The organism is Bradyrhizobium sp. C9 (assembly GCF_002532045.1).
Taxonomy (GTDB): domain Bacteria; phylum Pseudomonadota; class Alphaproteobacteria; order Rhizobiales; family Xanthobacteraceae; genus Bradyrhizobium.
Map to the genome: position 1 here is coordinate 25979 of NZ_NWTG01000034.1, position 23791 is coordinate 49769.

27 protein-coding genes are annotated in these 23791 nt (G+C 65.6%); 9 read left to right on the plus strand and 18 right to left on the minus strand.

The features are described from left to right. Positions 1–176 precede the first annotated feature (176 nt). A complete protein-coding gene (locus CO675_RS36305) occupies positions 177–485 on the minus strand; it encodes a hypothetical protein (protein ID WP_097676680.1) in 309 nt (102 codons plus the stop codon). Between the two features lie 219 nt (positions 486–704). Then, entirely contained in the window at positions 705–1622 is a 918-nt protein-coding gene (locus CO675_RS36310) for a LysR family transcriptional regulator (protein WP_097676681.1), read from the minus strand. 195 nt (positions 1623–1817) lie between these two features. Here CO675_RS36310 and CO675_RS36315 point away from each other — a divergent pair, with 195 nt between their 5' ends. The 3 genes from CO675_RS36315 to CO675_RS36325 all read left to right on the plus strand — a co-directional run bounded on the left by CO675_RS36315 (position 1818) and on the right by CO675_RS36325 (position 5322). Continuing rightward, a complete protein-coding gene (locus CO675_RS36315; RefSeq protein WP_097676682.1) occupies positions 1818–3131 on the plus strand; it encodes an MFS transporter in 1314 nt (437 codons plus the stop codon). Positions 3132–3152: 21 nt separating this feature from the next. Beyond that, on the plus strand, positions 3153–4226 hold the full coding sequence (locus CO675_RS36320; RefSeq protein ID WP_097676683.1) for a tartrate dehydrogenase: 1074 nt from the start codon (positions 3153–3155) through the stop codon (positions 4224–4226). Between the two features lie 337 nt (positions 4227–4563). Beyond that, a complete protein-coding gene (locus CO675_RS36325) occupies positions 4564–5322 on the plus strand; it encodes a haloacid dehalogenase type II (RefSeq protein ID WP_245453069.1) in 759 nt (252 codons plus the stop codon). A 16-nt stretch (positions 5323–5338) separates the two neighbouring features. On the opposite strand, the gene CO675_RS36330 is transcribed toward CO675_RS36325, so the two are convergent. The 9 genes from CO675_RS36330 to CO675_RS36370 all read right to left on the minus strand — a co-directional run bounded on the left by CO675_RS36330 (position 5339) and on the right by CO675_RS36370 (position 11927). Then, a complete protein-coding gene (locus tag CO675_RS36330) occupies positions 5339–6100 on the minus strand; it encodes a serine acetyltransferase domain-containing protein (RefSeq protein ID WP_097676684.1) in 762 nt (253 codons plus the stop codon). A 151-nt stretch (positions 6101–6251) separates the two neighbouring features. Next, entirely contained in the window at positions 6252–6743 is a 492-nt protein-coding gene (locus CO675_RS36335; protein ID WP_097676724.1) for a DUF2852 domain-containing protein, read from the minus strand. Positions 6744–6874: 131 nt separating this feature from the next. Further along, complete coding sequence (locus tag CO675_RS36340; protein WP_097676685.1) at positions 6875–7576, minus strand: TetR/AcrR family transcriptional regulator; 702 nt, start codon at positions 7574–7576, stop codon at positions 6875–6877. Positions 7577–7875: 299 nt separating this feature from the next. Next, positions 7876–8241 (minus strand): YciI family protein, encoded by a 366-nt coding sequence (locus tag CO675_RS36345; protein WP_050405772.1) that lies wholly within the window; start codon positions 8239–8241, stop codon positions 7876–7878. A gap of 81 nt (positions 8242–8322) precedes the next feature. Continuing rightward, entirely contained in the window at positions 8323–8748 is a 426-nt protein-coding gene (locus CO675_RS36350; RefSeq protein WP_097676686.1) for a YciI family protein, read from the minus strand. A 155-nt stretch (positions 8749–8903) separates the two neighbouring features. Next, entirely contained in the window at positions 8904–9320 is a 417-nt protein-coding gene (locus CO675_RS36355; protein ID WP_097676687.1) for a YciI family protein, read from the minus strand. Between the two features lie 123 nt (positions 9321–9443). Beyond that, positions 9444–10652 carry a serine hydrolase domain-containing protein gene (locus CO675_RS36360; protein ID WP_097676725.1) on the minus strand — a complete coding sequence of 403 codons (1209 nt, stop codon included), beginning with the start codon at positions 10650–10652 and terminating at the stop codon, positions 9444–9446. Between the two features lie 70 nt (positions 10653–10722). Further along, complete coding sequence (locus tag CO675_RS36365) at positions 10723–11094, minus strand: nuclear transport factor 2 family protein (protein ID WP_097676688.1); 372 nt, start codon at positions 11092–11094, stop codon at positions 10723–10725. Between the two features lie 161 nt (positions 11095–11255). After that, on the minus strand, positions 11256–11927 hold the full coding sequence (locus tag CO675_RS36370) for a glutathione S-transferase family protein (protein ID WP_097676689.1): 672 nt from the start codon (positions 11925–11927) through the stop codon (positions 11256–11258). 484 nt (positions 11928–12411) lie between these two features. Here CO675_RS36370 and CO675_RS36375 point away from each other — a divergent pair, with 484 nt between their 5' ends. Then, the gene (locus tag CO675_RS36375; protein ID WP_097676690.1) at positions 12412–14082 is read left to right on the plus strand and encodes a methyl-accepting chemotaxis protein; all 1671 of its coding nucleotides are present in this window, start codon (positions 12412–12414) and stop codon (positions 14080–14082) included. 155 nt (positions 14083–14237) lie between these two features. Beyond that, positions 14238–15026: an SDR family NAD(P)-dependent oxidoreductase gene (locus CO675_RS36380; protein ID WP_097676726.1), complete on the plus strand. Its 789-nt coding sequence runs from the start codon at positions 14238–14240 to the stop codon at positions 15024–15026. A 192-nt stretch (positions 15027–15218) separates the two neighbouring features. On the opposite strand, the gene CO675_RS36385 is transcribed toward CO675_RS36380, so the two are convergent. Beyond that, positions 15219–15788, minus strand: coding sequence for a histidine phosphatase family protein (locus tag CO675_RS36385; protein WP_097676691.1), 570 nt, complete (start codon positions 15786–15788; stop codon positions 15219–15221). 250 nt (positions 15789–16038) lie between these two features. Here CO675_RS36385 and CO675_RS36390 point away from each other — a divergent pair, with 250 nt between their 5' ends. Then, the gene (locus CO675_RS36390; protein WP_143279204.1) at positions 16039–16908 is read left to right on the plus strand and encodes a hypothetical protein; all 870 of its coding nucleotides are present in this window, start codon (positions 16039–16041) and stop codon (positions 16906–16908) included. 152 nt (positions 16909–17060) lie between these two features. On the opposite strand, the gene cobS is transcribed toward CO675_RS36390, so the two are convergent. Then, on the minus strand, positions 17061–17813 hold the full coding sequence (gene cobS, locus CO675_RS36395) for an adenosylcobinamide-GDP ribazoletransferase (protein WP_097676693.1): 753 nt from the start codon (positions 17811–17813) through the stop codon (positions 17061–17063). Positions 17814–17966: 153 nt separating this feature from the next. On the opposite strand from cobS, the gene cobT reads away from it, so the two are divergent. The 3 genes from cobT to CO675_RS36410 all read left to right on the plus strand — a co-directional run bounded on the left by cobT (position 17967) and on the right by CO675_RS36410 (position 19981). After that, positions 17967–18980 carry a nicotinate-nucleotide--dimethylbenzimidazole phosphoribosyltransferase gene (gene cobT / locus CO675_RS36400; protein ID WP_097676694.1) on the plus strand — a complete coding sequence of 338 codons (1014 nt, stop codon included), beginning with the start codon at positions 17967–17969 and terminating at the stop codon, positions 18978–18980. A gap of 173 nt (positions 18981–19153) precedes the next feature. Then, positions 19154–19444 (plus strand): hypothetical protein, encoded by a 291-nt coding sequence (locus tag CO675_RS36405; protein WP_097676695.1) that lies wholly within the window; start codon positions 19154–19156, stop codon positions 19442–19444. A 114-nt stretch (positions 19445–19558) separates the two neighbouring features. Then, positions 19559–19981, plus strand: a complete 423-nt coding sequence (locus tag CO675_RS36410; protein WP_097676696.1) for a S49 family peptidase domain-containing protein — start codon at positions 19559–19561, stop codon at positions 19979–19981. 221 nt (positions 19982–20202) lie between these two features. On the opposite strand, the gene CO675_RS36415 is transcribed toward CO675_RS36410, so the two are convergent. The 5 genes from CO675_RS36415 to CO675_RS36435 form a co-directional block, all read right to left on the minus strand. Continuing rightward, positions 20203–20613 carry a VOC family protein gene (locus CO675_RS36415; RefSeq protein ID WP_097676697.1) on the minus strand — a complete coding sequence of 137 codons (411 nt, stop codon included), beginning with the start codon at positions 20611–20613 and terminating at the stop codon, positions 20203–20205. Between the two features lie 81 nt (positions 20614–20694). Continuing rightward, on the minus strand, positions 20695–21231 hold the full coding sequence (locus CO675_RS36420; protein WP_198964874.1) for an SRPBCC family protein: 537 nt from the start codon (positions 21229–21231) through the stop codon (positions 20695–20697). 34 nt (positions 21232–21265) lie between these two features. Continuing rightward, positions 21266–21676 (minus strand): DoxX family protein, encoded by a 411-nt coding sequence (locus CO675_RS36425; protein WP_097676698.1) that lies wholly within the window; start codon positions 21674–21676, stop codon positions 21266–21268. A gap of 367 nt (positions 21677–22043) precedes the next feature. Next, the gene (locus tag CO675_RS36430) at positions 22044–23321 is read right to left on the minus strand and encodes an RNA polymerase sigma factor (protein WP_097676699.1); all 1278 of its coding nucleotides are present in this window, start codon (positions 23319–23321) and stop codon (positions 22044–22046) included. Continuing rightward, a complete protein-coding gene (locus CO675_RS36435; RefSeq protein WP_097676728.1) occupies positions 23318–23686 on the minus strand; it encodes a YciI family protein in 369 nt (122 codons plus the stop codon). The genes CO675_RS36430 and CO675_RS36435 overlap by 4 nt, the downstream gene beginning before the upstream one ends. Positions 23687–23791: the final 105 nt, after the last annotated feature.

The window sequence follows — 23791 nt, forward strand, 5'->3', positions numbered from 1 at the left end:
CGTCGCACGGCAATACGCATTCGGGGTAATGGGTCCTGGCTTTCGCCAGGACGACACCGCATGTGCGGTGCAAGTTGCGAGGCACATTCGCGCGTCTCAATTTCCGTCGTCGTCCCGACCTGCGCCGGGACGACGACGCGGATGGTTCTCAATTCACGCGAGAGACCGTAGCCAGTCTACTGGCACACCGGCGCGGTCAGTTTCGGGTCGGCTGGTCTTGCTGACCAATACCCCCGCTGACCGAGCTCCGCATCGTTGGTCGCGGGAGCACATACGTAGCTCGTCTTGCCAACGCACATGGGCGAGCCAATCGAGAAGATGAGGTTTTCGTAAATGCAATAACTGCCGATCCCGGACGGCAGATCGGTCGGCGGCGAAGTGGCGCCGCCCAAATAGGGCTGCGAAGAAACGCCCGGCGCCCTGTCTTGCGCCGCGGCCGCTTGAAGGGAAATCAAGAGCGTCAGACACGTGACGATGCGGAGCATGATCCCTCCGGTCAAAGAATGCCGGCGAAGCGTCGGGCGACATCCGGCGCGGGGGCGCGCGGGCAGGCCGCAACGGAAGCGCTAGCAGGCCAATATGACACTTGCTTTGCAAGTCCTCTGCAGGACGGACACGCCTTTTAGCCCATCGCGTCATCTGCCGCACCTGCGCAAAAGGATGGTCGTTGGTGCAGCGAAGCGGACCAGGGCGACCAGGCGCCGTCACGCCACTCTTGCGTAACTCTTCAATCTCGCCTCGAGCACGGCGATCACCTGGTCGCGGACCGGATCGCGGGAGCCTTTCAGCCAGGCGGCGGCGAGCGGCAGGCGGCCGGTGCTGCTGCCGCGTTTTAGGCGCAGCGGCACAAAGCGCACGCCCGGGATCGCCATCCGCGCGGTCCAGCGCGGCACGATGGCGACGCCGAGCCGCGCTGCGACCATGTTGACGATGGTCTGCTTCTCGTCGGCGATCTCCTGGATGCGCGGCGTCAGCCCGGCCTCGTCGAACAGCTTGGTCGTGAGATCGTGGCTGTGCGGCCGCGAGCGCCGCTCCGGCACGATCAAGGGCTGATCGGCGATGTCGGGCAGCACGATCTGCTTGCGCCGCGCCAGCGCATGCTTGTGCGACAACGCCACCACGGCGGTCTCCTGCAGCAGCGGAACGAACTCGATGCGCCGGTCGGGCCGCTCCGGCGGGCGCACGAAGGCGAGATCGAGCGCGCCCGACAACAGCTTCGGCAGCAGCCGGATCGTCTTCTCCTCGAGCAGCTGTACGGCAACGTCGGGATGGGCGGCGCGGAGGTCGCGCAGCAGCGGCGGCAGCAGGCCGGCCGCGGCGCTGTCGATCGCGCCGATCCGGAAGCGCCGCGCCTGCGGCTTGCGCAGCCGGCGGCGAAAACCGTTCTCGATCGCCTCGGCGCGGCCGAGCAGCGCCCGCCCCTCGCGCAGCAACACCGCGCCGTCCTCGGTCAGCGACACCGCGCGCGTGGTGCGCGCGAACAGCCGCACCCCGAGATCCTCCTCCAGCAGCTTGATGTGGCGGCCGAGCGCCGACGGCATCATCTGCAGGCGCTGCGCGGCGCGGCCGAAATGCAGTTCCTCGGCAGCGGCGACGAAGCAGCGAAGCTGGTGCAGTTCCAAGCTAGGTTCCTTCCACATCCGCTCGCCGTCATTGCGAGCGAAGCGAAGCAATGACGAGTAACGGCCCGCGCTCGATTATATCATTTTTTTGTATAAACCGGCGCGGATTGAATCGGAAGGGCGCAAGCCTCTAGCTTCCCAATGGCGCGGCGAAATGCGCCGTCCCAATAAACAAGACGAACCCTGAGGAAGCCCATGGAAAGCGAGCTTGGCACGCGCGTGTTGCGCAAGATCTCACTGCGCATCGTGCCGTTCATCATGCTGCTGTACTTCGTGGCCTTCATCGACCGCGTCAATATCGGCTTCGCCTCGCTGACCATGAACAAGGACATCGGCCTGTCGCCGACGGTCTACGGCTTCGGCGCCGGTGTCTTCTTCTGGGGCTACTTCCTGTTCGAAGTGCCCTCCAACATCATACTGCACAAGATCGGCGCGCGGATCTGGATCGCGCGCGTCATGATCACCTGGGGCCTGGTCTCGGCAGCGATGGCGCTGGTGCAGGGCGCGACCAGCTTCTATGTGCTGCGCTTCCTGCTCGGCGCCGCGGAGGCCGGCTTCTTCCCCGGCATCATCCTCTATCTGTCCTACTGGTTCCCGGCGCGGCAGCGCGCCGCCGTCACCGCGCTGTTCATGGCCGCAGCGCCGCTGTCGACCGTGCTCGGCTCGCCGGTGTCGGGCGCACTCTTGGAAATGGACGGCCTGCTCGGCTTCAAGGGCTGGCAATGGCTGTTCGTGCTGGAAGCCATACCCGCCGTGCTGCTCGGCTTCGTCGTGCTCGGCTTCCTGACCGACCGGCCGGAGCAGGCCAGATGGCTCGCCGACGACGAGCGCGCCTGGCTGGTCAAGACCATGAAGGCCGAGAACGACGGCAAGGCCTCAACCGCGAGCCACAGCATCTGGCGCGGCCTTGCCGACCCGCGCGTGCTGGCGCTGGCGCTGGTCTATTTCGGCACCTCGGCCGGGCTCTACACACTTGGCGTGTGGGCGCCGCAAATCATCAAGGCGTTCGGCCTGTCGTCGCTGCAAGTCGGCTTCCTCAACGCGGTGCCGGCGACCGTCGCTGTCATCGCCATGGTGTTGTGGGCGCGGCATTCCGACCGCACCGGCGAACGCACCTGGCACGTCGTGATCGCCTGCCTGATCGCGGCCGCAGGACTTGCACTTGCCGGATTGTGGACCGGCCTCGCGGCCGTGATCGCGGCGCTGACCCTGGTCAATATCGGCATCTCCTCGTCGAAGCCGCCGCTGTGGAGCATGCCGACCATGTTCCTGTCAGGCTCGGCCGCCGCGGCCGGGATCGCCACCATCAACTCGATCGGCAATCTCGGCGGCTTCGTCGGCCCGGCGATGATCGGCTGGATCAAGGAGCGCACCGGCAGTTTCGACGGCGGTCTCTACTTCGTCGCCGGCCTGCTGGTGCTGTCGGCCGTGCTCACACTGCTGCTGTCGCGCGCGCAAGGCGCGCCCGTGCCGGCCGAACCGCAACCCAATCCCATGCGAACCCGCTAACCATCCATCCGGAGAGAACCCATGCGTACCCATTCCATCGCCGCCATCCCCGCCGACGGCATCGGCCCCGAAGTGATCTCCGCGGGTGTCCGCGTGCTGGAGGCGTTGGCGAAGCGCAGCGGCGACATCAGCTTCAACGTCAAGACCTTCGACTGGGGCTCGGACTATTACAAGAAGCACGGCGTGATGATGCCGGCCGACGGGCTCAAGGACCTGAAGAATTTCGACGCGATCTATTTCGGCGCGGTCGGCGCGCCTGATGTGCCCGACCACATCACGCTGTGGGGCCTTCGCCTGCCGATCTGCCAAGGCTTCGACCAATACGCCAATGTGCGGCCGACAAAAATCCTGCCCGGCGTCGCCTCGCCGCTGCGCAATGTCGGCGTCGGCGATCTCGACTGGGTGATCGTGCGCGAGAACTCCGAAGGCGAATATGCCGGGATGGGCGGACGTGCGCACCGCGGCCTGCCGGAAGAGGTCGGCACCGAAGTCGCTGTCTTTACGCGCGTCGGCGTGACCCGGATCATGCGCTACGCGTTCCAGCTCGCGCAGTCGCGGCCGCGCAAATTCCTCACCGTGGTGACCAAGTCGAACGCGCAGCGCCACGGCATGGTGATGTGGGACGAGATCGCCGCCGAAGTGGCGAAGGAATTTCCCGACGTGACCTGGGACAAGATGCTGGTCGACGCCATGACGGTGCGGATGACGCTGCATCCGAAGAGCCTCGACACCATCGTGGCGACCAACCTGCACGCCGACATCCTGTCGGATCTCGCCGGCGCGCTGGCTGGCAGCCTCGGCGTCGCGCCGACCGGCAATATCGACCCGCAGCGCCGCTTCCCCTCGATGTTCGAGCCGATCCACGGCTCGGCGTTCGACATCACCGGCAAGGGCATCGCCAACCCGGTCGCGACCTTCTGGACCGGGGCGCAGATGCTGGAGCATCTCGGCGAAAAGGACGCCGCGGCGCGCCTGATGGCCGCGGTCGAGAAGGTGTGCGCAGCCGGCGTGCTGACGCCCGACGTCGGCGGCAAGGCGACGACCAAGGAAGTGACCGACGCAGTGATCGACGCGATCCATGGATCGAATGTTTAGCTGGGGTCGCTCTCTCATCATGCAGTGAGGCGAGCACACCGGCGGGGCTCCCTCCCCCCTTGTGGGGGAGGGTTGGGGAGAGGGGTGCCGCTCGCTCCGCTGACCAAGAGGATTAGCGACGCCCGCCCCACACGCTGACCAACGATCACCTATCTCTCGCATCCCGTCCGGGGCCGCCCCTCACCCCACCCTCTCCCACAAGGGGAGAGGGAGCCTGAGCGGGGTGCTCACCTAACGAGAGATTCCGTGCGCCCCTTCCGATACCGCAACCGGGGAACAAACCGTGCTACCCGATCTGAACAGACGACACTTCATGACCGCAGGAGGACTATCGATCATGGCCGCGATGACGGGGATGCAGCCGGCAGGCGCAGCGACATGGCGCGATGAGATCCGCGCCATCGCGTTCGACGTCCAGGGGACATGCGTCGATTTCTATCAGCCGATCCTGCGCGCGGGACAAGCCGTCAACGCTGCGAAGGGGCTGGCGCTCGACTGGGCCAGGCTCTCGAGTGAGTGGCGCGATCTTTATCGTGCCGCGCTCGACGACGTGATCGCCGGCAAGCGCGGGTGGATTCGGGTCGACCGCATCTATCGCGAAGCGCTGGATGTGCTGCTCGATCGCCACGGCCTCTCGGAGGCCTTCTCCAGCGACGAACGCGACGAATTGAATACGGTGTGGAGCAAGCTCGACGCATGGCCTGACAGCGTCGAAGGCCTGGCGCGCCTGCGCAGCCGGTTCGTAACCTCGACATTGTCGAATGCCGGCATGGCCGCCGTGGTGGCGGTGGTCAAGCACGCCAGGCTGCCATTCGACGCCGTGCTGACCGCGGAGCTTGCACGCAGCTATAAGCCGTCACCCGCGGTGTATCAGCTCGCCGTCGACTACCTCGGCTATCCCGCCGACAAGATCCTGATGGTCGCCTGCCACAAATACGACCTGAAGGCGGCCCGCGCGTTCGGCATGCGCACCGCGTTCGTCGCCCGTCCGCTCGAGTTCGGACCTGCGGCGAAGGTCGACGTCGCGCCGGAGACCTGGATCGACCTCCACGCCGACAGCTTTACGCAACTCGCCGACATACTCGTCCCGGTGTAGCGACACTTTTCCGGGATCATGCTCCCGGCGCACTGGCTTCCGCGCAATTTGTCAGCCGCGCGGGCACGCCGACCGCAGTGCAGCCTGCCGGCACATCCGACGTCACCAGCGCGCCGGCGCCGACCTTGGCGAAATCGCCGACAGAGAGACGCCCGATCAGCGTTGCGCCGGCGCTGAGCAGCACGCCGCGGCCGATCGTCGGGGCATGGCGCGGATCGTCCTGATGTCGCGCGATGGTGACGTTCTGCAGGATCGTGACCTCGTCACCGACCGAAGCCAGCGCGCCGATGATGATGCCGGTGCCGTGATCGAGGAAAACAGCCGTTCCGATCCGGGCCGACGGGTGAATGCTGATCTGCAACTGGTCCGCCGCGGCACTGTGCATCAACAGCGCAAGGTCGGGGCGATCGTGGCGCCACAGCCAGTTCGTCACGCGCCAAGCCTGCAGCGCGACGTAGCCCTTGAAGTTCAACAGCGGTATCAGCAAGCCCGTGATCGCCGGGTCGCGGCGCACGATGGCTGTGAGATCGATGGCCGCGGCCTCGACCAGCGCGGGCTCGGCCGCGAACGCCTCGCGGGCGGTCCGCATGAACTGCGCGCGATCCGCTTCCGAGCGGCAGATAGCCCGGCCGATCAGGAAAGCGAGCGCGCCGCCGAGATCGCCCTGATCGAGGATGAAGGCGGCCGACGCCTCGAGAAAGCGATCGGCGACAACGGCAGCTTCCACCTCGCGCCGGATCGCAATCCAGAGGTCGTCAGCCGTCGTCTGCACCGCCATGATCACCTCGTCGCCCCGCGTCAGGACGATAGAGTGGGCATGGCCCCACCAAAATGCAAACCGCCCGCTTGCTTGTCGCAAACGGGCGGCTCGGGGCCATCAGGTGCTATGGGGGCACATCGCCTGAAGGCTCAGTGCTTGCCTCGCGGGATCAGCTCTGCGGCGGCTGATCGTTCGGCGGGGTCGGACGCGTCTTGTGCTGCGCCATGAAGGCGTCGAACTCTTCCTTGTCCTTGGCGTGGCGCAGGCGATCGAGGAAGTTCTTGAACTCGACCTGCTCCTCCTCGAGCCGGCGCAGCGTGTCCTGACGGTATTCGTCGAAGGCGCGGTTGCCGCTGGAGGGCGGGCCGAAGCCGCCGAACGGGAAGCCGCGGCGCTCCATGCGGCTCTTCATCCGCTCCATCTTGTCCTGCATGCGCTCCATCTTGTTCGCCCAACGATCCTGATCGTAGTGACTCCAACAGGCCATTTTTCTGCTCCCGAGTGTGAAAAAGAGAAGGGCGAGGCCGATCGGCCACCAGATCATGAAGCCGAGGATGATCCCGGCGATCTTCAGGGGATGCCAGGGCGTCGCGTAGAAGTGCGGTCGGTAGGGCTCTTCGACGGGGCCGCGCCAGCGATTGACATCAGCGGTGTAGGCCATTTCCTTCTCCATGACGGCAATCACGCCGTTGTGAATGTAAATAACATTTACATAGATAGCCGAGCCCTCGGGAAAGTCAAGCAGCGCGGATGACGCACCCCTCGGATTATTTTTGGGCCAGCCGTTGAACCTTATTTCGGCTTGCCCCACGGACCGGCAGGCTTTTCGTCGGCTGCCGCGGCTCCCGGCTTGCGATCGGTGAGGAAGCCAAGGCCACGCAGATAGATCAGCACTTCGGCCTCGAGCAGATCCTCCGGCGACATCGGCAGCTTGCGCCGCGCGGCATCGCCGCGGCCGAACAGCGAGGCGACGCCATGCGACATCGACCAGATATGCAGCGCCATCATCATCGCCGGCGGGCGCGGTGTGCCTGGTGGCGCCAGTGCCGCGAGCCGCTCGGCGGCGGCGCGGATGATCGCGAACGCGCGTTCGCTTGCCGCCATCAAGGTCGGATTGGAATCGACCGGCAGGCCGGATTCGAACATCGCGGAATAGAACGCGGGCTCCTCGCGCGCGAAGGCGAGATAGGCCTTGCCGACCCGCTCGAACGCCGAGACGGTGTCGGGGCGGCCGTCGTCCCAGGCCTGCGTCAAAAGCGACTCGAACTGCTCGAAGCCGCGCTGCGCGATGCTGGCAATCAGCTCGTCACGGTCGCGGAAGTGCCGGTAGGGCGCGGCGGGGCTGACGCCGGCCATCCGCGCGGCATCGGCGAAGGTGAAGCCGGCCGGCCCCTTCTTCGAGATCAAATCGAGGGCAGCCTGCAGCAACGCCTCTTTGAGATTGCCGTGATGATAGCCGCGCTCGGCGCGGCCTTGGTCCTTGCGCCAGCTCATGTGAACGGCTTTTACATGAGCCGGCGGTAAAGGTCACTAGCGGGGCCATCACGGGTTCATCAAGATTAACGGACCGCTGCCGCCTGCGTGCCGTCGCGATATCGAGGGCGCCCTCCGGGGAAAGTGCGCCCCCTCTCCCGCTTGCGGGGGAGGGCTGGGGTGGGGGCTCTTTCCGCGAGTCACATCGTGGAACGAGCCCCACCTGGCGCTGCGCGCCGACCTCCCCCGCAAGCGGGAGAGGTTGCACCGAACCTGCCGTTCGGTGCCTCGAGAACTTCGCTCCCCTATCGACCTAGGCCCTAGCGTCCCGGGATCGGCAGCACCGGCATGATCTCAACGGCCTCGCCGGGGAAGATCGCGAAATGCGGGTGGTTCTCGAACAGCTTCGCCGCCGCCTCATGCGAGGGCGCGCGCACCACGGTGAAGCCGGTCATCAGATTGGCGATGTCGGCAGTGCCGCCGGCCCCGACATGCTTGGTCTTGCCGAGCGGTCCGCCCATCTCGACGATCACGTCGTGATGCTTCTCGACCCAGGCGCCCCAGGCGGCCATGCCCTGCTGCTCCTTGGCGCGCCGTTCGGCTTCCGGCAGCGCGTTCCAGGCAGCCATGCGCGAGCCGGTCTTGCCGCCGCCGAGATAGACCGCGAGGAAGGTGTCATTGCTCATCGTGCTTCTCCGTTGTGGTGGTTTGACGATCGGTCGGTCACACGATGCCGCTTTGCCGCGGCATCGCATCTCGTTTGAGATTCAGCGCAGCGCCTTGCCCCAGCCGCCCTGCGGATGCTCGAAGGTCGAAGCCGCTTGCTGCACTTCCTCGGAGAAATCCGCCATCTCCTGCACCTGGCGGATCTCGATCATCTCGTTGGCACTGGCGGGGCACTTCTTGGCCCATGCGATCGCTTCGGCGCGCGAGGCGACCTCGATCATCCAGAAGCCGCCGATCACTTCCTTGGCCTCGGTGAAGGGGCCGTCAACCACCATGGGTTCGCCGGTGTCGAACTTGACGCGCGCGCCTGATGCCGGCGGATGCAGGCCTTCCAGCGTGATCAGCACGCCGGCGTCCTTCAGCGCCTGATTGTATCGCATCATCGCGGCGACTCGTTCGGGGTCGAGCTCGAGCTTGGCCGGCGCGGACTCGTAGCCGAGCGGGATCATCAGCATCATGAAACGCATTGGTCGGATTTCCCTATCTGTTGAAGCACTCGCAATTTTCACCCTTGTCATTCCCCGATGTGCCACCAGACACAGACCCGGAATCCAGGACTTGCGACGGAGGTCGTGTAGTCGGGTCGCACCGCCTGCGCGATATCGCGGGATGACGTCGGGTGTCACTTCTTGCCTGCCTGCGCGCGCAAGCGCTCTTCCTGCCCGCGCAGCTCCGGTGTCAGTGCCTCGCCGAAATCCTCGGCGGCAAACACCTGGCGGATCTCGATCTCGGAGCCGCTGTCGAACGGCGCGCGCTTCATCCAGTCGATCGCCTCATCGAGCGACTTGGTCTCGATCAGCCAGAAGCCGCAAACCAGATCGCTGCTCAGCCCGAACGGTCCGCGCGACACGGTGCCCTGCCCGCCGGCATATCTGACCCGCGCGCCCTTGCTGGTCGGATGCAGCCCCTCCCCGGCCTGCATCACGCCGGCCTTGACCATCTCCTCGTTGAACTTGCCCATTGCGGCAAGCATCTCGGTGCTCGGCATCACGCCGGCCTCGGTATCCCTGTTCGCCTTCACGATCACCATGAACTTCATCGTCGTGCTCCGTTGTCTCTCTGCCGATCTCAGCACCGGCGCTCGGTTGAAAGACGACGGACGGTTTGCGCTCCCGACACGACCATTGAAATTATCTTCGACGTCATTGACGCAGGCTCTGCGCTAGTCATCGATCGCCTGATAGGCGAGCGTCCAGAAATCGGCGAACATCGCGGGCGGCTGCGGCGAATCCATCACGCGCTGGGTCAGCAGGATTCCGGTCATCGCCTCGCGCGGGTCGGAATACCATGAGGTGCCATAGCCGCCTACCCAGCCGTAACGACCCGGCACATCACAGAGATCGTCGCGCGTCGTGACGACCGACAGCCCGAAACCCCAGCCGCGCGACGCACCGAGCAACAGCTCGGAGCCCACCCTTTGTTCTGGCGTGAGCTGGTCCGAGGTCATCAGCTCTACCGAGGGACGCGACAGGATGCGCTCGGTGCCGAGCCGCCCGCCATTGAGCAGCATCTGCGCGAAGGCGTTGAAATCGTCTGCGGTCGACACCAACCCGGCGCTGCCGTTCTCGAACACCGGCGGCGCCGCGTATTTGCCGGTCGCAGGTGCGTCGAACACTTTCAACGTGCCGGTCGCATGATCGCGCGCATAGCAAGTCGCAAACCGCGACAGCTTGTGTTGCGGCACGTGGAAGGCCGTATCGTTCATGCTGAGCGGTCCAAAGATCCGCTCCTGCAGGAAGCCGGCGAACGAGGTTCCGGCAACACGCGCGATCAGGACGCCGAGGATCTGGCTCCCGGTGTCGTAGAGCCAGCTTTCGCCGGGTTGGTAGGCCAGCGGCAGCGTGCCGTAGCGACGCAGCAATTCGTCCGGCGGAAACGACGGAAACACCGGCCCGGGCGCGAAGCCGGCATCCGCGATCGCCATCTGGATCTGATGGCGCGCCGGAAACACCGGGATCATGCCGAGCCCGAGACGAAAGGTGAGAAGATCGCGCAGCGTGATCGCGCGCTTGGCCCGCACCGTGTCGGTGATCTCGGATTCGATGCGGCGCAACACGCGGCGATCGGCAAGCTCGGGCAGCCAGCGATCGAGGGGATCATCGAGCCTCAGCCGGCATTCCTCGACCAGGATCATCGCGGCGACCGCCGTCACCGGCTTGGTCATCGAGGCGATGCGGAAGATGGTGTCGCGCTGCATCGGCGGCCCGTCCACCGCCATGCGGCCAATCACATCGGCATGGATCTCACCGCGACGGCTGACCAGCGCCACGAGGCCTGGAACGTCGCCGCCATCGACATGGCGCGCCAGCACCTCGCGCATGCGTCCGAGCCGTGCCCGCGACAGGCCGCTGCTTTCACTCGCAATGGACATTTTCCGGGTTTCCTTCGCAGAATTCGTGCTCGCCTGCGACGATCGCGCGAGCGGTATCACCGAGCTTGCCTTATCGATCCAGCCTGACGAGTTCGCCATCCTGATGCGACGGACCGAAATAGACATCGATGCGCGACACCTTGTCGCCGTCGAACACGAAGAACTCGGTGTTGCGGAAGCTCTTGCCGTCGCGGGCGACGCACCGATAGGTGACGAAGGCCTCAACGCCGTCGACCATGATGCGCTCGATCTCGTGGCGGCCGATCCAGCCAGGGTCGCGCCAGCACTCGGCGAAATAGCGCGGCTTGTCGATGTTCTCGCCATAGGGCGTCGAGAAGCGGAAATCCTCCGCGAACGCAGCCTCGACGCTCGCGCGGTCATTGGCGAGATAGGCGGCGAAGAGCCCGCGGATGATCTCCGCCCTGTTGCCAGCTGCAGCCATGTCGTCTCCACACAGATCTCGCCCGAGCCCCGGGGCGCGACCGGCGCTCCAGAACCCGGGCTTCAGGGAGAAGACGAACGGAGCGGCGCGAAAGCGACACCGCGCCGCGATTTATTTTCGGGTCCTGGCCGGACCTCAGGTTCCCCGTTCAGGTGTTCTCTTCAGTTTTCCTTGGGGAACATGCCGAAATAAGGCTCGGCTTCCTTGAGAACCCGCGCGAAGGACGGCCGTGCCTTCAACCGCTCGAGATAGGCCCCGAGGTGCGGGTGGCCCTCGCCGATCGGCTCGACCTTGTTGCCATAGAACAGCGCCGGCGCGGCGGCGCAGTCGGCCAGCGACACCTGATCGCCCATCATCCAGCCGCCATGCGCGAGTTGCTGATCCAGGATCAGTTGCTGATCCAGGATTGCATAGGAGGTGCGGAGCTGCGCCCGCGCCTCGGCGACGCCCCGCGGATCCTTGCTGCCCGCTGGACGCAGCCGGTCGCCGACGATCTTCTGCAACGGCAGATGGACGTAGAGATCGAGGAAGCGATCACGCAGCCGGGTCTGCAACGCAAGCTCCGGGTCGTCGGGAATCAACTTGACGGTGCCGGGATAGTGCCGGTCGAGATATTCGATGACGATGCTCGATTCAGGCACCGTCTCGCCGCGCTTCTCATCGCGAAGCACGGGGAAGCGGCCGATCGGCCACAGTGCAAGCAGCGCCGCACGCTCGGCGGGATCGCCGAGATTGACCATGTTCGGCGTGAACGGCGCGCCGTTCTCGTAAAGCCCGACCAGCGCCTTCCAGCAGAACGACGACAGCGGGTGGTAATGCAGTGTGAGCGACATTAGAACTCCATCATGGACCAGTATCCGGACGACGAACCGGAGACCGCTCAGCAGACATCTCGTGCGGAATTATTTTGCCCGTCGCGCGACGCTGAGAGCGGGCATCGACGCGCCGCGCATTCGTCGAGGACGCGAATCGCGGTGCTGAATCGATCCGTGAAACAGTCAGCAATATCAACGATCGTAATAGGTCTATCAGCGCCGATGAAGTAGGCGCGTTGCGATCATCCGCATCAGACCAAAGTTGTCGGGCAATTTTCGCCCGTAAGATTACGGTGAACATCGCATCACGACTATGGATGATAGCGTGCAGATCGGAAAATTACTTCGCAATCTGAGATAGATGCGTGCGCGCCGCGCTGCATTATGCAGTCCGTGCCAGCCCGCAGGCTTTACCGATGCTAAACGGCTCGCTGCAACCTTTCCGTGAGTTGCGTCGATCCTATTTCCCATCCCGTTTCATTTGAAACTTCACGGAGCCCTGATGTTCAGTTTCAGCAACAAGGCAAACATCGACAGTGCGCTGGCGCAAGCCGCAGCGATCGGCAGGTCGCAGGCGACGATCGAGTTCAAGCTCGATGGCACCATCGTCACCGCCAACGAGAACTTCCTGAACGCGATGGGCTACTCGCTCGACGAGATCAGGGGCAAGCACCACAGCATGTTCGTCGAGCCGGCGTATCGTGACAGCCACGACTATCGCGCGTTCTGGGCGAACCTGAACCGTGGCGAATTCCAGGCCGCACAGTACAAGCGCATCGCCAAGGGCGGCCGCGAGGTCTGGATCCAGGCCTCCTACAACCCGATCCTGGACAAGAACGGCAAGCCGGTCGGCGTCATCAAGTTCGCCACCGACATCACCGCGCAGAAGATCCACAGCATGGAAGACGCCGGCAAGATCGCAGCGATCGGCCGCGCGCAGGCGGTGATCGAGTTCAACATGGACGGCACTATCGTCAATGCCAACGAGAACTTCCTCGGCGCGATGGGTTACTCGCTCGCCGAGATTCAGGGCAAGCACCACAGCATGTTCATGCCGCCGGCCGACCGCGACAGCCCGGCCTATCGCGATTTCTGGGCACGGCTGAACCGCGGCGAGCTCGAGACCGGCGAGTTCAAGCGGCTCGCCAAGGGCGCCAGGGAGATCTGGATCCTGGCCAGCTACAACCCGATCCTCGACGATCGCGGCAAACCGTTCAAGGTCGTCAAGTTCGCGACCGACGTCACACAGCAGAAGCTGAAGGCCGCCGACAATGACGGCCAGATCGACGCCATCGGCAAGTCGCAGGCCGTGATCGAGTTCAACATGGACGGCACGATCCGCACCGCGAACCCGAACTTCCTCGCCGCGATGGGCTATCTGCTCGCCGAGATTCAGGGCAAGCATCACAGCATGTTCGTCGAGCCGGTCGAGGCGAGCTCGGCGGGCTACCGCGAGTTCTGGGGAGCGCTGAACCGCGGTGAGTTCCAGGCCGCCGAATACAAGCGCATCGCCAAGGGCGGCCGCGAGATCTGGATCCAGGCTTCCTACAATCCGATCATCGATCTCAACGGCAAGCCCTACAAGGTGGTGAAGTACGCCACCGACATCACCGCGCAGGCGATCGGCCGCAAGAAGGCCGACAGCGCGCGCGGCCTGATCGAGGCGGTTGCCGCCGGCAGCGAGGAGATGAGCGCCTCGATCCGCGAGATTTCGGAGACCATGACCAAGTCGAAGCAGAACGCCGCGGTCGCGACGGGCCGCGTCGACGCTGCCGACGGTCAGGCACAGAAGCTCAACGCCGCAGCTCAGGCGATGAGCGGCATCGTCGAGATGATCTCGAGCATCACCGGGCAGATCAACTTGCTCGCGCTCAACGCCACGATCGAATCGGCGCGTGCGGGCGAAGCCGGCCGCGGCTTCGCAGTGGTCGCCTCGGAGGTGAAGAGCCTCGCCAACCAGGCCAAGCAGGCGACCGATACGATCTCTTCGGAGATCGATGCGCTGAATTCGATCGCCGCCGAAGTGGTGACCTCGCTGTCCGAGATCAAGGCGGCGATCGCCGGCGTCAACGAATACATCACCTCCACCGCCGCCGCGGTCGAGGAGCAGAGCATCGTCACGCAGGACATGTCGACAAACATGCAGCGCGCCTCCGCCGAGCTCGCGGCGTAGGCAGCGGTGCGATCCTCGAAGGATGGACGGCCCGGGCTGGGGGCCGTACATCCTTCGAGACGCGCCCGAATGACGAAGAATCCCCGTCGGGTTGACACGTCGGAGTAAAGGTCGCAGACGGTCGGGGCTTGCTGCCCGAACCGATGGACCATCCAATGAATTCCGCTTCCCCCAAAGTCGCTCTCGTGACCGGCGCCGCGCGCGGCATCGGGCTTGCCGCAGCGAAACGCTTTCTCGCTGAAGGCTGGCGCGTCGCGCTGCTCGACATCGAGGGCGAATTGCTGCGCGCCGCGGTCGCGGCATTGAAGCAGCCCGACACAACGTTGGCGCTGACCTGCGACGTATCGGACGCCGATGGTGTGGCAGCCGCGATCGCTGCGATCATGAGCCGCTTCGGCCGGCTCGACGCGCTGGTCAACAACGCCGGCATCGCCGTGTTCACGCCGGTGCTGGAGACCTCGGACGCCGACTGGAACCGGATCATGGCGGTCAACCTCACCGGCCCGTTCCTGTGTACCAAGGCGGCAGCGCCTGTGATGCGCGAGCATGGCGGCGGCGCGATCGTCAACATCACCTCGATCTCGGCGGTGCGCGCATCGACCTTGCGCTCGGCCTACGGCACCAGCAAGGCCGGGCTCGCGCACCTCACCAAGCAGCTCGCGGTCGAACTCGCCTCGCTCGGCATCCGCGTCAACGGCGTCGCACCCGGGCCGGTCGAGACCGCGATGGCCAAAGCCGTGCACACGCCGGAGATCCGCGCCGACTATCACGACGCGATCCCGCTCAACCGCTACGGCCTGGAAGAGGAGCTGGCGGAAGCGATCTTCTTCCTGTGCTCGGATCGCGCCAGCTACATCACCGGCCAGATCCTCGCCGTCGACGGCGGCTTCGACGCCGCCGGCATCGGCCTGCCGACCCTGCGCGGCCAGCGGCAGAATGGCTAGGGCATTTTTGTAGAAGCAACCTCACTCCATCACCGTCACCCTGAGGTGGCCGCTTCTTCAGCGGCCCTCGAAGGGTCGACGGCCCCGGCTGGGGCCGTGCATCCTTCGAGGCTCGCTCCGCTCGCACCTCCAATGACAAAGGCGAAGCCTTTGCGCGGGGGGGGTGACGGGACAGGCAGCGGCGCAGTTGGCCTACCGCCCATTCACTGCAACGACGCGCCAACCGCCAGCCAGCCGGTCGATGCGCGTCAACGACAGCGGATCGATGACGAAGCGCAGCGCAAGCTCCGGCGCCAGCTCGAGCGCGATTGCGAGGATCGCGCGGATGGTGCCGGAATGCACGACCAGCACGACATCGCCGGCCGGCAGGCGCGCCAATCCTGCCCGCGCCCGTGCGATCTGATCGGCAAAACTCTCGCCGCCCGGCGGCCGGTTGGTCCCCGGTGCATTCCAGAACGCGCGATAGGCCACTGCGCCGAGCTCGGCCTCGATCTCGCTGTGGCGCCGGCCGGTCCAGTCGCCGAAATCCTGCTCGCGAAAGGCATCATCCGCTGTCGCCGTGAGGCCGAGTTTGGCTGCGGTCTCGCTTGTGCGTAGGGCCGGACTGCACACCACGAAGGCATCAGCCGGCAGCCGCGCCTCCAGCGCCGTGAAGGCCGTGGCGTCGCTGAGGTCCGCGGGCGCATCCGGCGCATGGATCACGCCGCGCGCACCGTCGACCGGCGCGTGGCGGATCAGCCAGAGATGCGTTTCGCGGCCCATCGCGGCAGGAGCCCTTCCATTCTGATCCGGGCATGTACTCATAGACAGTTGATGCCTGATTTATCGGGCAAGGCGGAAATGCGTCAACGCGCACTGCACGAGCTGGTCCCCCTCATTATCACGAGACCTCAAGCCCGCTATCATCCGGCCATTTTTTGGACAAGACTGGCGGGAGTGCTGAGGCTGATCGACCCTAACGGATAACCCAGTCGGCGCTCTTGGGTGACATTGGATGGAAAGGGAAGCGGCAGTGAACTCCACCCCCACCCCGAACCCAGTCGAATCGAACGATAGCCCCACCACGCGCGCCGACGAAAGACTCGCAGAAACCCACAAGCAGATCACGCGCGCCAACGAAGATCTCGCGCGTTTGAGCGAACAGCTTGCAAGAATGGAGCGCGAAGCGGCGTCCCCGGCTCCGGCGCAACCTGCCCCGCCTTCGGTCGGACCGAGCCCTGCCGTTTCCGAGCCCGGCCCCGCCGCTTCCGGACCTCGCTCGCGATCGCCGCGCCAAATGCCGGGCTTCCGTGCTCTCGCCGCCTTGTCGCTGGCAGCATGCATCGTTGTCGCTGCACTGGCTTTGCAGTCGTCGTATGGTCGAGGCGCCAAGCAGGTCGTCGCCCGTTGGGTGCCTCAGCTCGTTTCAACTCCATCATTGCCCCCGGATCATCCGCCGGTTGCGGCGCGGCCCGCTCCACCCACCGTTCAGGTCGCAGCGGCAGACGCCGCTCCGCCCCGAGAGCCGCCCCAAGCGACGCCCCCGGTTCAGACCGCACCGCCGCAGGTCACCGCGCCGACAGCCAATACAGCGCTTCCCGACCAGGCTGAGCTGCTGCAAACGATCGCCCGCAACCTCGAAAACGTGGAGCGAAGTATCGAGCAGCTCAAGGCGGACCAGCAACAGACGGCCCGCACGAGTTCCAAAGCCATCGAGGACCTCAGGGCGAGCCAGGAAGAAATCAAACGGACGCTGGCGAAGGTCTCCGAGCCGAAGCCGTTACCGCTTCCGACGCCACCGGCGCCGGCGCCAAGCGTGCGCAAGCCCGAGCGGCCGTCCCAGCCCCCGTATGCAAGAGCGCGGCCGCCAATGCCCAGGGAGTGGCTCTACGACGACTGGTGATGGTCGATGCAACGCTCATCGATGCCTCGTCCCGCAACGACGCCTCGATCGGCGCGGCTTCCAGCTCTGGCCGATAGCCGAATTTCGCGCCCGCTGTTACATGGGGGCGCATCAGCTTCACGCGAACCGGTCTCCGCTTCGCTCGAAATGCTCTAGCCGAGCCGCGCCGCAAGCAACACCAGGATCGCGGTCTCCGCAACCTGCTCGGCGCCGCCGAGCACATCACCGGTCTGGCCGCCGATTTGCCGCCTTGCCAGTAGAGCCATGATCAACGCGCTGGAGCCTGCTGCGATCGCCGCCAGCAGCGCGCTGCCGAACGGCAAGACGAGGATTGCGATCAGCAGCGCGATGCCGGCTGCGACCGCCGCGATCGTGCCGTCGGGCCGGCCGGCATTGGCGGCGAGCCCATCCTTGCGCGCGTAAGGCAGGCTGATCGCGATCCACGGCAACACGCCGCGGCCGAGCGCATGCGCCGCGATCAGGCTCTGCACCATCATGCCGTCGGGAAGCGCCGCAAGCGCCGCAAGCCTGGTGGCAAAGCTCACCAGCAGCGCCAGCGCGCCGTAGGTGCCGAGCCGGCTGTCGCGCATGATCTCGAGCTTCGCCGCGACATCGCGGCCGCCACCGAAGCCGTCGGCAACATCAGCGAGCCCGTCCTCATGCAGCGCGCCGGTCAACAGCGCCCCGCCGCCGAGCGCCAGCGCCGCCGCGGCGAGATCCGGCACGCCGATCGATCGCAGCAGCAGGCAGAACAGGCCGATCGCCGCCCCGATGCCCGCGCCGACCAGCGGGAACAGCCGCTGCGCCCGGGCAAACCCCTCCGGCCGCGCGCCGTCCGGATGCGGCATCGGCAGGCGGGTCAGAAAGGCGGTGGCGGTCCTGAGATCGTCGAGCCATTGATTCATGGTGAAGGCCTGAAAATTGAACTAAAGCGCGATGAGATCGGGCTGAATCTCATCGCGCTTTAGCTTTTCGTTTGAGCATGATCTTGTCGGAAAACCGCTTCACACTTTTCCGGATCATGCTTTAGTTTGCGGCCCGCTCGACGAGGGAATCGCATGCAGTTCAGTACTCTAGACGACATCCGCAGCTTTTGTCGCGAGCTGCCCGAGGGCGACGCGGCGAGCGCTGCGGCGGCCACGCTGCGCCAGCAGAACCTGACCAAGCCGCCGGGCAGCCTCGGCCGGCTGGAAGAGGTCGCGATCTGGCTGGCGCGCTGGCAAGGCCGCGAGATGCCCCGGCTCGACCAGGTCACGATCGCCGTGTTCGCCGGCAATCACGGCATCGCCGAGCGCGGCGTCTCCGCCTTTCCCTCTGAAGTCACCGCGCAGATGGTGGCGAATTTCGCCGCGGGGGGCGCCGCGATCAACCAGATCGCCAGGCTTGCCGGGGCCGAATTACGCGTCGAGCCGCTCGAACTCGCGCGTCCGACCCGCGATTTCACGATGGCCCCGGCGATGGATGGCGCCGATTTCCTGGTCGCCTTTGACACCGGCTGGCGCACGGTGCCGGAGCGATGCGATCTGCTCGTGGTCGGCGAGATGGGCATCGCCAACACCACGGTGGCCGCGACGCTGTGCGCGGCGCTGATGGGCGGACGCGGTGCGCGCTGGGCCGGCCGCGGCACCGGCGTCGACGATGCCGGCCTGCTGCGCAAGCGCACCGTGATCGATACGGCACTGAAGCTGCATCGCAGCCTGCTCGACGATCCGCTCGCGGTCGCGGTCGCGCTCGGCGGCCGCGAGCTCGCGGCGATCGCGGGCGCCGTGCTGGCAGCACGGGCACGATCGATCCCGGTGCTGCTCGACGGCTTCGTCGCGACATCGGCGGTGCTGCCGCTGGCGCGGCTTGCGCCCAACGGCCTTGCGCATTGCCGCGCCGGGCATGTCTCGGCCGAGCTCGGCCATCGCCAGCTGCTGCGCGAACTGCAGCTTGCACCCCTGCTCGATCTCGAGATGCGGCTCGGCGAAGCCTCCGGCGCAGGGATTGCGATCCTGCTGCTGCGCGCAGCGCTCGCCTGTCATGGCGGCATGGCGACCTTTGCCGAGGCCGGCGTCTCCGGCGCGGGCTGAGGCCTCGGAACGACCGCACAACACCCAAGAAGGCGGTGCATATCGTTCACCCAGATCGACAATCTTCGCGTGTGCAGCATGACCCATGCGCGCCGGAGGCCTAACCTTTGCCTCGGTGGGGCGCCGCCGGCGTCTCAGCCGTGCTGAACCAGATACCGGGGAGAAATCGCGTCATGTCGGGAGTCCTCATCAATCTGATCATTCAAATCATCAGCGGAGCCGTCGGCGGCAATGTCGCCGCCGGAGCGGCCAAGAACATCGACCTCGGCACGCTCGGAAACACCATCGCAGGCGCGATCGGCGGTGGCGCGGGCGGACAGCTTCTGGGCATGCTGATTCCGCTGCTCGCCAATTCCGGCGCAACGCCTGACATCGGCAGCATCATCGGACAGGTCGCCGGCGGCGGCGTTGCCGGCGCGGTGCTCACGGCGATCGTGGGCGCGCTGAAGAACCGGGCAGCCTGAGCCCGCCTGTCATCGAGACGGGGCATCGGTCTTGACGATGCCCCATTCCGGCGCGAGCCTTGCGGCATCGGATGCGGCGGGACCTCGACCGCATCGTCGGCAGGGATTGCGCTGATGAAAATGTTTGCCGCGGCGGCAGCCCTCTGCGCAACGATCGGCTGCGCAAAAGCCGACGTCCGGATCCTCGCCAGCCCCGGCGGGCAGGTCGGCCCATTCATCGAACTGTTCGACAAGGTGCGCGAGTCAGGCGAGCGCGTGGTGATCGACGGGCCATGCCTGTCGGCCTGCACGCTGGTGCTCTCGATGGTGCCGGGCGACCGCATCTGCGTGACGCGGCGCGCCGTGCTCGGCTTCCACGCCGCGCGCTCGATCGACCGGCGCGGCCGGACCTATGCTGAGCCGGAAGCATCCGAGGCGGTGCTGGAGGCCTATCCGGCGCCGGTGCGCGGCTGGATCGTGCGCCGCGGCGGCCTGACCTCACGCCTGCTGCTGCTGCGCGGCCGCGAGCTGTCCGCGATCTATCCGCGGTGCAGGTAGGCTGCGACCATCGCGGCCCCGACGACCCAAGCTATCGATCCCGTCATCCCCGCGCAAAGGCTTCGCCTGTGTCGCTGGAGGTGCGAGCCCTTGCGAGCCTCGAAGGATGTACGGCCCGGATGGCTCAGCCCGTACGGGGAAACAGCCGGGCCGTCGATCCTTCGAGAGCCGCTGAAGAAGCGGCCACCTCAGGATGACGGCCCATCGGGTTGCCCCGGGTGTTACATCCCTTGCGGGCAGTTCACCATCCAGGGGATGCCGAACTGATCGACGCACATGCCGAAGCCGTTGGAGAAGAAGGTCTTGCCGAACGGCATGGTGACGGTGCCGCCTTCGGACAGCGCCTTGAAGCGGCGTTCAGCCTCCGCGGGATCCTCGACCTGCAGCGAGACGTGAAAGCCCTGCGGCTTCTGGAAGTGGCCGGGCGGGGCGTCGGAGGCCATGATGACCTCACCGTCGATCGAGACCCTGGCGTGCATGATCTTGTCCTTCCAGCCGGGCGGCGTCTGCATCTCCGGATTGCCCTCACCGTAGGGATAGCTTTCCTCGATCCGCGCACCGAGAACCTTCTGGTAGAAGTTCAGCGCGGCGCCGCAATTGCCGTCGTAGGAGAGATAGGGGTTGACCTGCATCACATGCTCCCTGGGTTGGATCCTCGTTTTGAGGCGTTTTCTTCGCGCGAACCGAAAATCACTTCGCTCGAAAACGCTTCGCTATTTTTCAGTCAGCTTCTTCAGATTGGCGAGACCGACCTCGAAATCCTTGCCGATCATGTGATCCAGGTTCATGAACACCTGCATCACTTTCGACATGAAGGCGGCTGGACCATACATGGTCCATGTGACGCTGGTCGCATCTCCCTGCGGCAGCATTGTGAATTCGGCGGTGTTGTGGCCTTCGAACGGCTTGAGGAAGTCGAGCTTGATGACGACCTTCGACGGCGCGGACGATTGCAGGATTTCCATGCGGCCGGTGCCGACATTCTTGTTGCCGTCCCAGGCGTAGACCGCCCCCTGCCCGCGCCCGGCGCCGTCATAGCTGCGCTTCATGGCCGGATCCCGGTTCTCGTAGGGCGACCAGACCGTCCACTGCCGGAAGTCGTCGATCAGCGGAAAGATCCGTTCGGCCGGCGCGTTGATGCTGGTCGCACGCGTGACGCGGAATGTGCTCGGCTTGGTCGCCGCGAGGACGAGGATGACGGCAATGGCGACCGCGAGGATGACGGCGATGATGGCAATGGTCTCGAACATGATGGTCTCCAGGTAGATCAATTAAGATGATGGCTCAGCGGCGGAACGGAAGCAGCGCGCGCAGATTGCCGTCGCGCAGATAGAGCCCGCCCCACACCATCAGGCCGAGATAGAGCCCGAACAGGGTGTGGCTGAACAGCGGGCTGCCGATCCGCACATGGGACGCGATCGCGCCGCCGAGATAGCCGGTGAGCAGGATGGCGCCGAGGATCGAGGTCGGCGGCACCGAGTACAGCAGCGTGCAGACGATGGTGATGATGCCGAGGCTGCGCGCCAGCGTATCGCTCGCACCAAAGCCCATCTTGTCCATGGTCTCGGTGACGACAGGCAATGGCAGCAGCTTGATGGCGCCATCGAACAGCAGGAAAAGGACGACCACGCCACTGACGACGCGGCCGGTGATGCGGGCGGGCTTCGAGATTTCGGTGTCGACGATCGTCTGCATGGCAGGCTCCGTAACGCTTGGTGATGCTCTGCCTTCATGACGAACGGCAGGACGCAAGGTCGACACCGGGGGTGAAGATTTTTTTGAGGAGCGCAACAAGAGTTGCGGGAGCGATGCGCACCTTGATCGCCTCGCCCGGGGCTTACCCCTCTCCCCAGCCCTCCCCCACAAGGGGGGAGGGAGTCCGACCAGCGCGCTCACCGCACGCTAATGGCTGGCGATGTTCGGGCTCTCACGTGAGGGACGCACCGGCGGAAGGGTTCCCTCCCCCCTTGCGGGGGAGGGTTAGGGAGAGGGGTTCACACGGGAGGTCTCTCGACTTGAACTTGAACGAGGCAAGCCCTTTGAACGAGGCAAGCCCTGGCCGCTACTTCGCCTTCACATTGCGCGGCTGGCTGTCGCGCATCAGGCGGTCGATATGCATGCGGATATGGGCGGCTTCGGCGGTGGTGTTGGCGAGCGCGATGGCGCGGTCGAAGGTGACGCGGGCCTCCTCGTTGCGGCCGAGCTGCATCAGGAAGGCGCCGCGCACGCCGAAATAATGGAAGTAGTTGGAAAGCCGCGGCGCCAAGGGCTCGATCATCTCGAGCGCGGCCGCCGGCCCCTTCACCTTGGAGACCGCAACGGCGCGGTTCAGCGTGATCACCGGCGACGGCTGCATGATCTCGAGCGCGCCATAGAGCAGGTCGATCTGGGTCCAGTCGGTATCCTCGGGCTTTTCCGCGCGAGCGTGGAGTGCCGCGATCGCAGCCTGCACCTGATAAGGCCCGCTGCGGCGATGGCGCATCGCCTTGTCGATCAGCGCGAGGCCCTCTGCGATCAGCTTCTGGTTCCACAGGCTGCGGTCCTGGTCGTCGAGCAGGATCACCGCGCCATCGGCGTCGAACCGCGCGGCCGCGCGGGCATGCTGCAGCAGCAACAGCGCAGTCAGCCCCATGATCTCCGGCTCGCTCTGGAACAGCCGCAGCAGCAGGCGGGCGAGCCTGATCGCCTCCTCGCACAGCGGCGAGCGGATTTGAGCGGTGTCACCGCTCGCCGAATAGCCCTCGTTGAAGATCAGATAGATCATCGCCGCGACCGAGACGAGCCGCTCGCTGCGCTCGACTGCGCCCGGCGTCTCGAACGGCACATTGGCATCGGCGACGCGCGTCTTGGCCCGCGTGATGCGCTGCTCCATCGCGGCTTCCGAGACCAGGAAGGCGCGCGCGATCTGCTTCACCGACAGGCCGGAGACGATGCGCAGCGCGAGCGCGATCTGCTGCGTCGCCGGCAGGTCCTTGTGGCAGCAGATGAACAGCAGCCGCAGGATGTCGTCGCGGTAATGCGATCCGTCGAGCCGCTCGGCGAGCTCTTCCTCGGCATCGCCGAGGTCGGAGATCGCCTGGTCGTCGTCGGGCAACGCCTCCTGCTTCTTGCCACGTCGGATGTCGTCGATTGCGACATTGCGGCCGACCATGATCAGCCACGCCGCGGGATCGCGCGGCGGGCCGTTCTGCGGCCAGCTCTTCAGCGCCCGCAGGCAGGCGTTCTGAAAGGCTTCCTCGGCGGTATCGAGATTGCGGAAGTAGCGCAGCAGCGCGCCAACCGCCTGGGGACGCGCCGACGTCAGCGCGGCATCGATCCAGGCGGTATCGGTCATGCTCACGCCTTCGTACCCCCCTGATTGAAGTAGCCGACCGGGCGGATCTCATAGGTGCCGCCGGGATTGGCCTCGCCGAGGTCGCGCGCGATGTCGAGCACCTCGTCGAGATTCTTGCCCTCGACCAGGTAGAAGCCGAGCAGCTGCTCCTTGGTTTCGGCGAACGGGCCGTCGAGCACCAGCGGCGGGTTTTCCTTGCGCAGCGTGGTCGCCGCGGTGGTCGGCAGCAGCCGCGCCACCGGGCCGAGCCGGCCCTGCTTGGCGAGCTTGTCCTGCACGGCCGACAATTTCTGCATGACCGAGGCGTCGTGCTCCTTACTCCAGGAACCGACCATGTCTTCGTCATGATAGCAGAGGATGGCGTACAGCATCGAAAAGGCATCTCCGTTCATTGCAAGAACGAACGATTATGCCCGCTGCCGACAGGCGGCGCGAAAGAAATTTAGGTTCCGGATGCAGGCGATGGATTGAGCCGA

Coding starts and splice junctions, on each gene's coding strand:
- CO675_RS36305 (WP_097676680.1), bottom strand. CDS start 485: ATGCTCCGCATCGTCACGTGTCTGACGCTCTTGATTTCCCTTCAAGCG.
- CO675_RS36315 (WP_097676682.1), top strand. CDS start 1,818: ATGGAAAGCGAGCTTGGCACGCGCGTGTTGCGCAAGATCTCACTGCGC.
- CO675_RS36320 (WP_097676683.1), top strand. CDS start 3,153: ATGCGTACCCATTCCATCGCCGCCATCCCCGCCGACGGCATCGGCCCC.
- CO675_RS36325 (WP_245453069.1), top strand. CDS start 4,564: ATGGCCGCGATGACGGGGATGCAGCCGGCAGGCGCAGCGACATGGCGC.
- CO675_RS36330 (WP_097676684.1), bottom strand. CDS start 6,100: ATGGCGGTGCAGACGACGGCTGACGACCTCTGGATTGCGATCCGGCGC.
- CO675_RS36335 (WP_097676724.1), bottom strand. CDS start 6,743: ATGGCCTACACCGCTGATGTCAATCGCTGGCGCGGCCCCGTCGAAGAG.
- CO675_RS36340 (WP_097676685.1), bottom strand. CDS start 7,576: ATGAGCTGGCGCAAGGACCAAGGCCGCGCCGAGCGCGGCTATCATCAC.
- CO675_RS36345 (WP_050405772.1), bottom strand. CDS start 8,241: ATGAGCAATGACACCTTCCTCGCGGTCTATCTCGGCGGCGGCAAGACC.
- CO675_RS36350 (WP_097676686.1), bottom strand. CDS start 8,748: ATGCGTTTCATGATGCTGATGATCCCGCTCGGCTACGAGTCCGCGCCG.
- CO675_RS36355 (WP_097676687.1), bottom strand. CDS start 9,320: ATGAAGTTCATGGTGATCGTGAAGGCGAACAGGGATACCGAGGCCGGC.
- CO675_RS36360 (WP_097676725.1), bottom strand. CDS start 10,652: ATGTCCATTGCGAGTGAAAGCAGCGGCCTGTCGCGGGCACGGCTCGGA.
- CO675_RS36365 (WP_097676688.1), bottom strand. CDS start 11,094: ATGGCTGCAGCTGGCAACAGGGCGGAGATCATCCGCGGGCTCTTCGCC.
- CO675_RS36370 (WP_097676689.1), bottom strand. CDS start 11,927: ATGTCGCTCACACTGCATTACCACCCGCTGTCGTCGTTCTGCTGGAAG.
- CO675_RS36375 (WP_097676690.1), top strand. CDS start 12,412: ATGTTCAGTTTCAGCAACAAGGCAAACATCGACAGTGCGCTGGCGCAA.
- CO675_RS36380 (WP_097676726.1), top strand. CDS start 14,238: ATGAATTCCGCTTCCCCCAAAGTCGCTCTCGTGACCGGCGCCGCGCGC.
- CO675_RS36385 (WP_097676691.1), bottom strand. CDS start 15,788: ATGGGCCGCGAAACGCATCTCTGGCTGATCCGCCACGCGCCGGTCGAC.
- cobS (WP_097676693.1), bottom strand. CDS start 17,813: ATGAATCAATGGCTCGACGATCTCAGGACCGCCACCGCCTTTCTGACC.
- cobT (WP_097676694.1), top strand. CDS start 17,967: ATGCAGTTCAGTACTCTAGACGACATCCGCAGCTTTTGTCGCGAGCTG.
- CO675_RS36405 (WP_097676695.1), top strand. CDS start 19,154: ATGTCGGGAGTCCTCATCAATCTGATCATTCAAATCATCAGCGGAGCC.
- CO675_RS36410 (WP_097676696.1), top strand. CDS start 19,559: ATGAAAATGTTTGCCGCGGCGGCAGCCCTCTGCGCAACGATCGGCTGC.
- CO675_RS36415 (WP_097676697.1), bottom strand. CDS start 20,613: ATGCAGGTCAACCCCTATCTCTCCTACGACGGCAATTGCGGCGCCGCG.
- CO675_RS36420 (WP_198964874.1), bottom strand. CDS start 21,231: ATGTTCGAGACCATTGCCATCATCGCCGTCATCCTCGCGGTCGCCATT.
- CO675_RS36425 (WP_097676698.1), bottom strand. CDS start 21,676: ATGCAGACGATCGTCGACACCGAAATCTCGAAGCCCGCCCGCATCACC.
- CO675_RS36435 (WP_097676728.1), bottom strand. CDS start 23,686: ATGCTGTACGCCATCCTCTGCTATCATGACGAAGACATGGTCGGTTCC.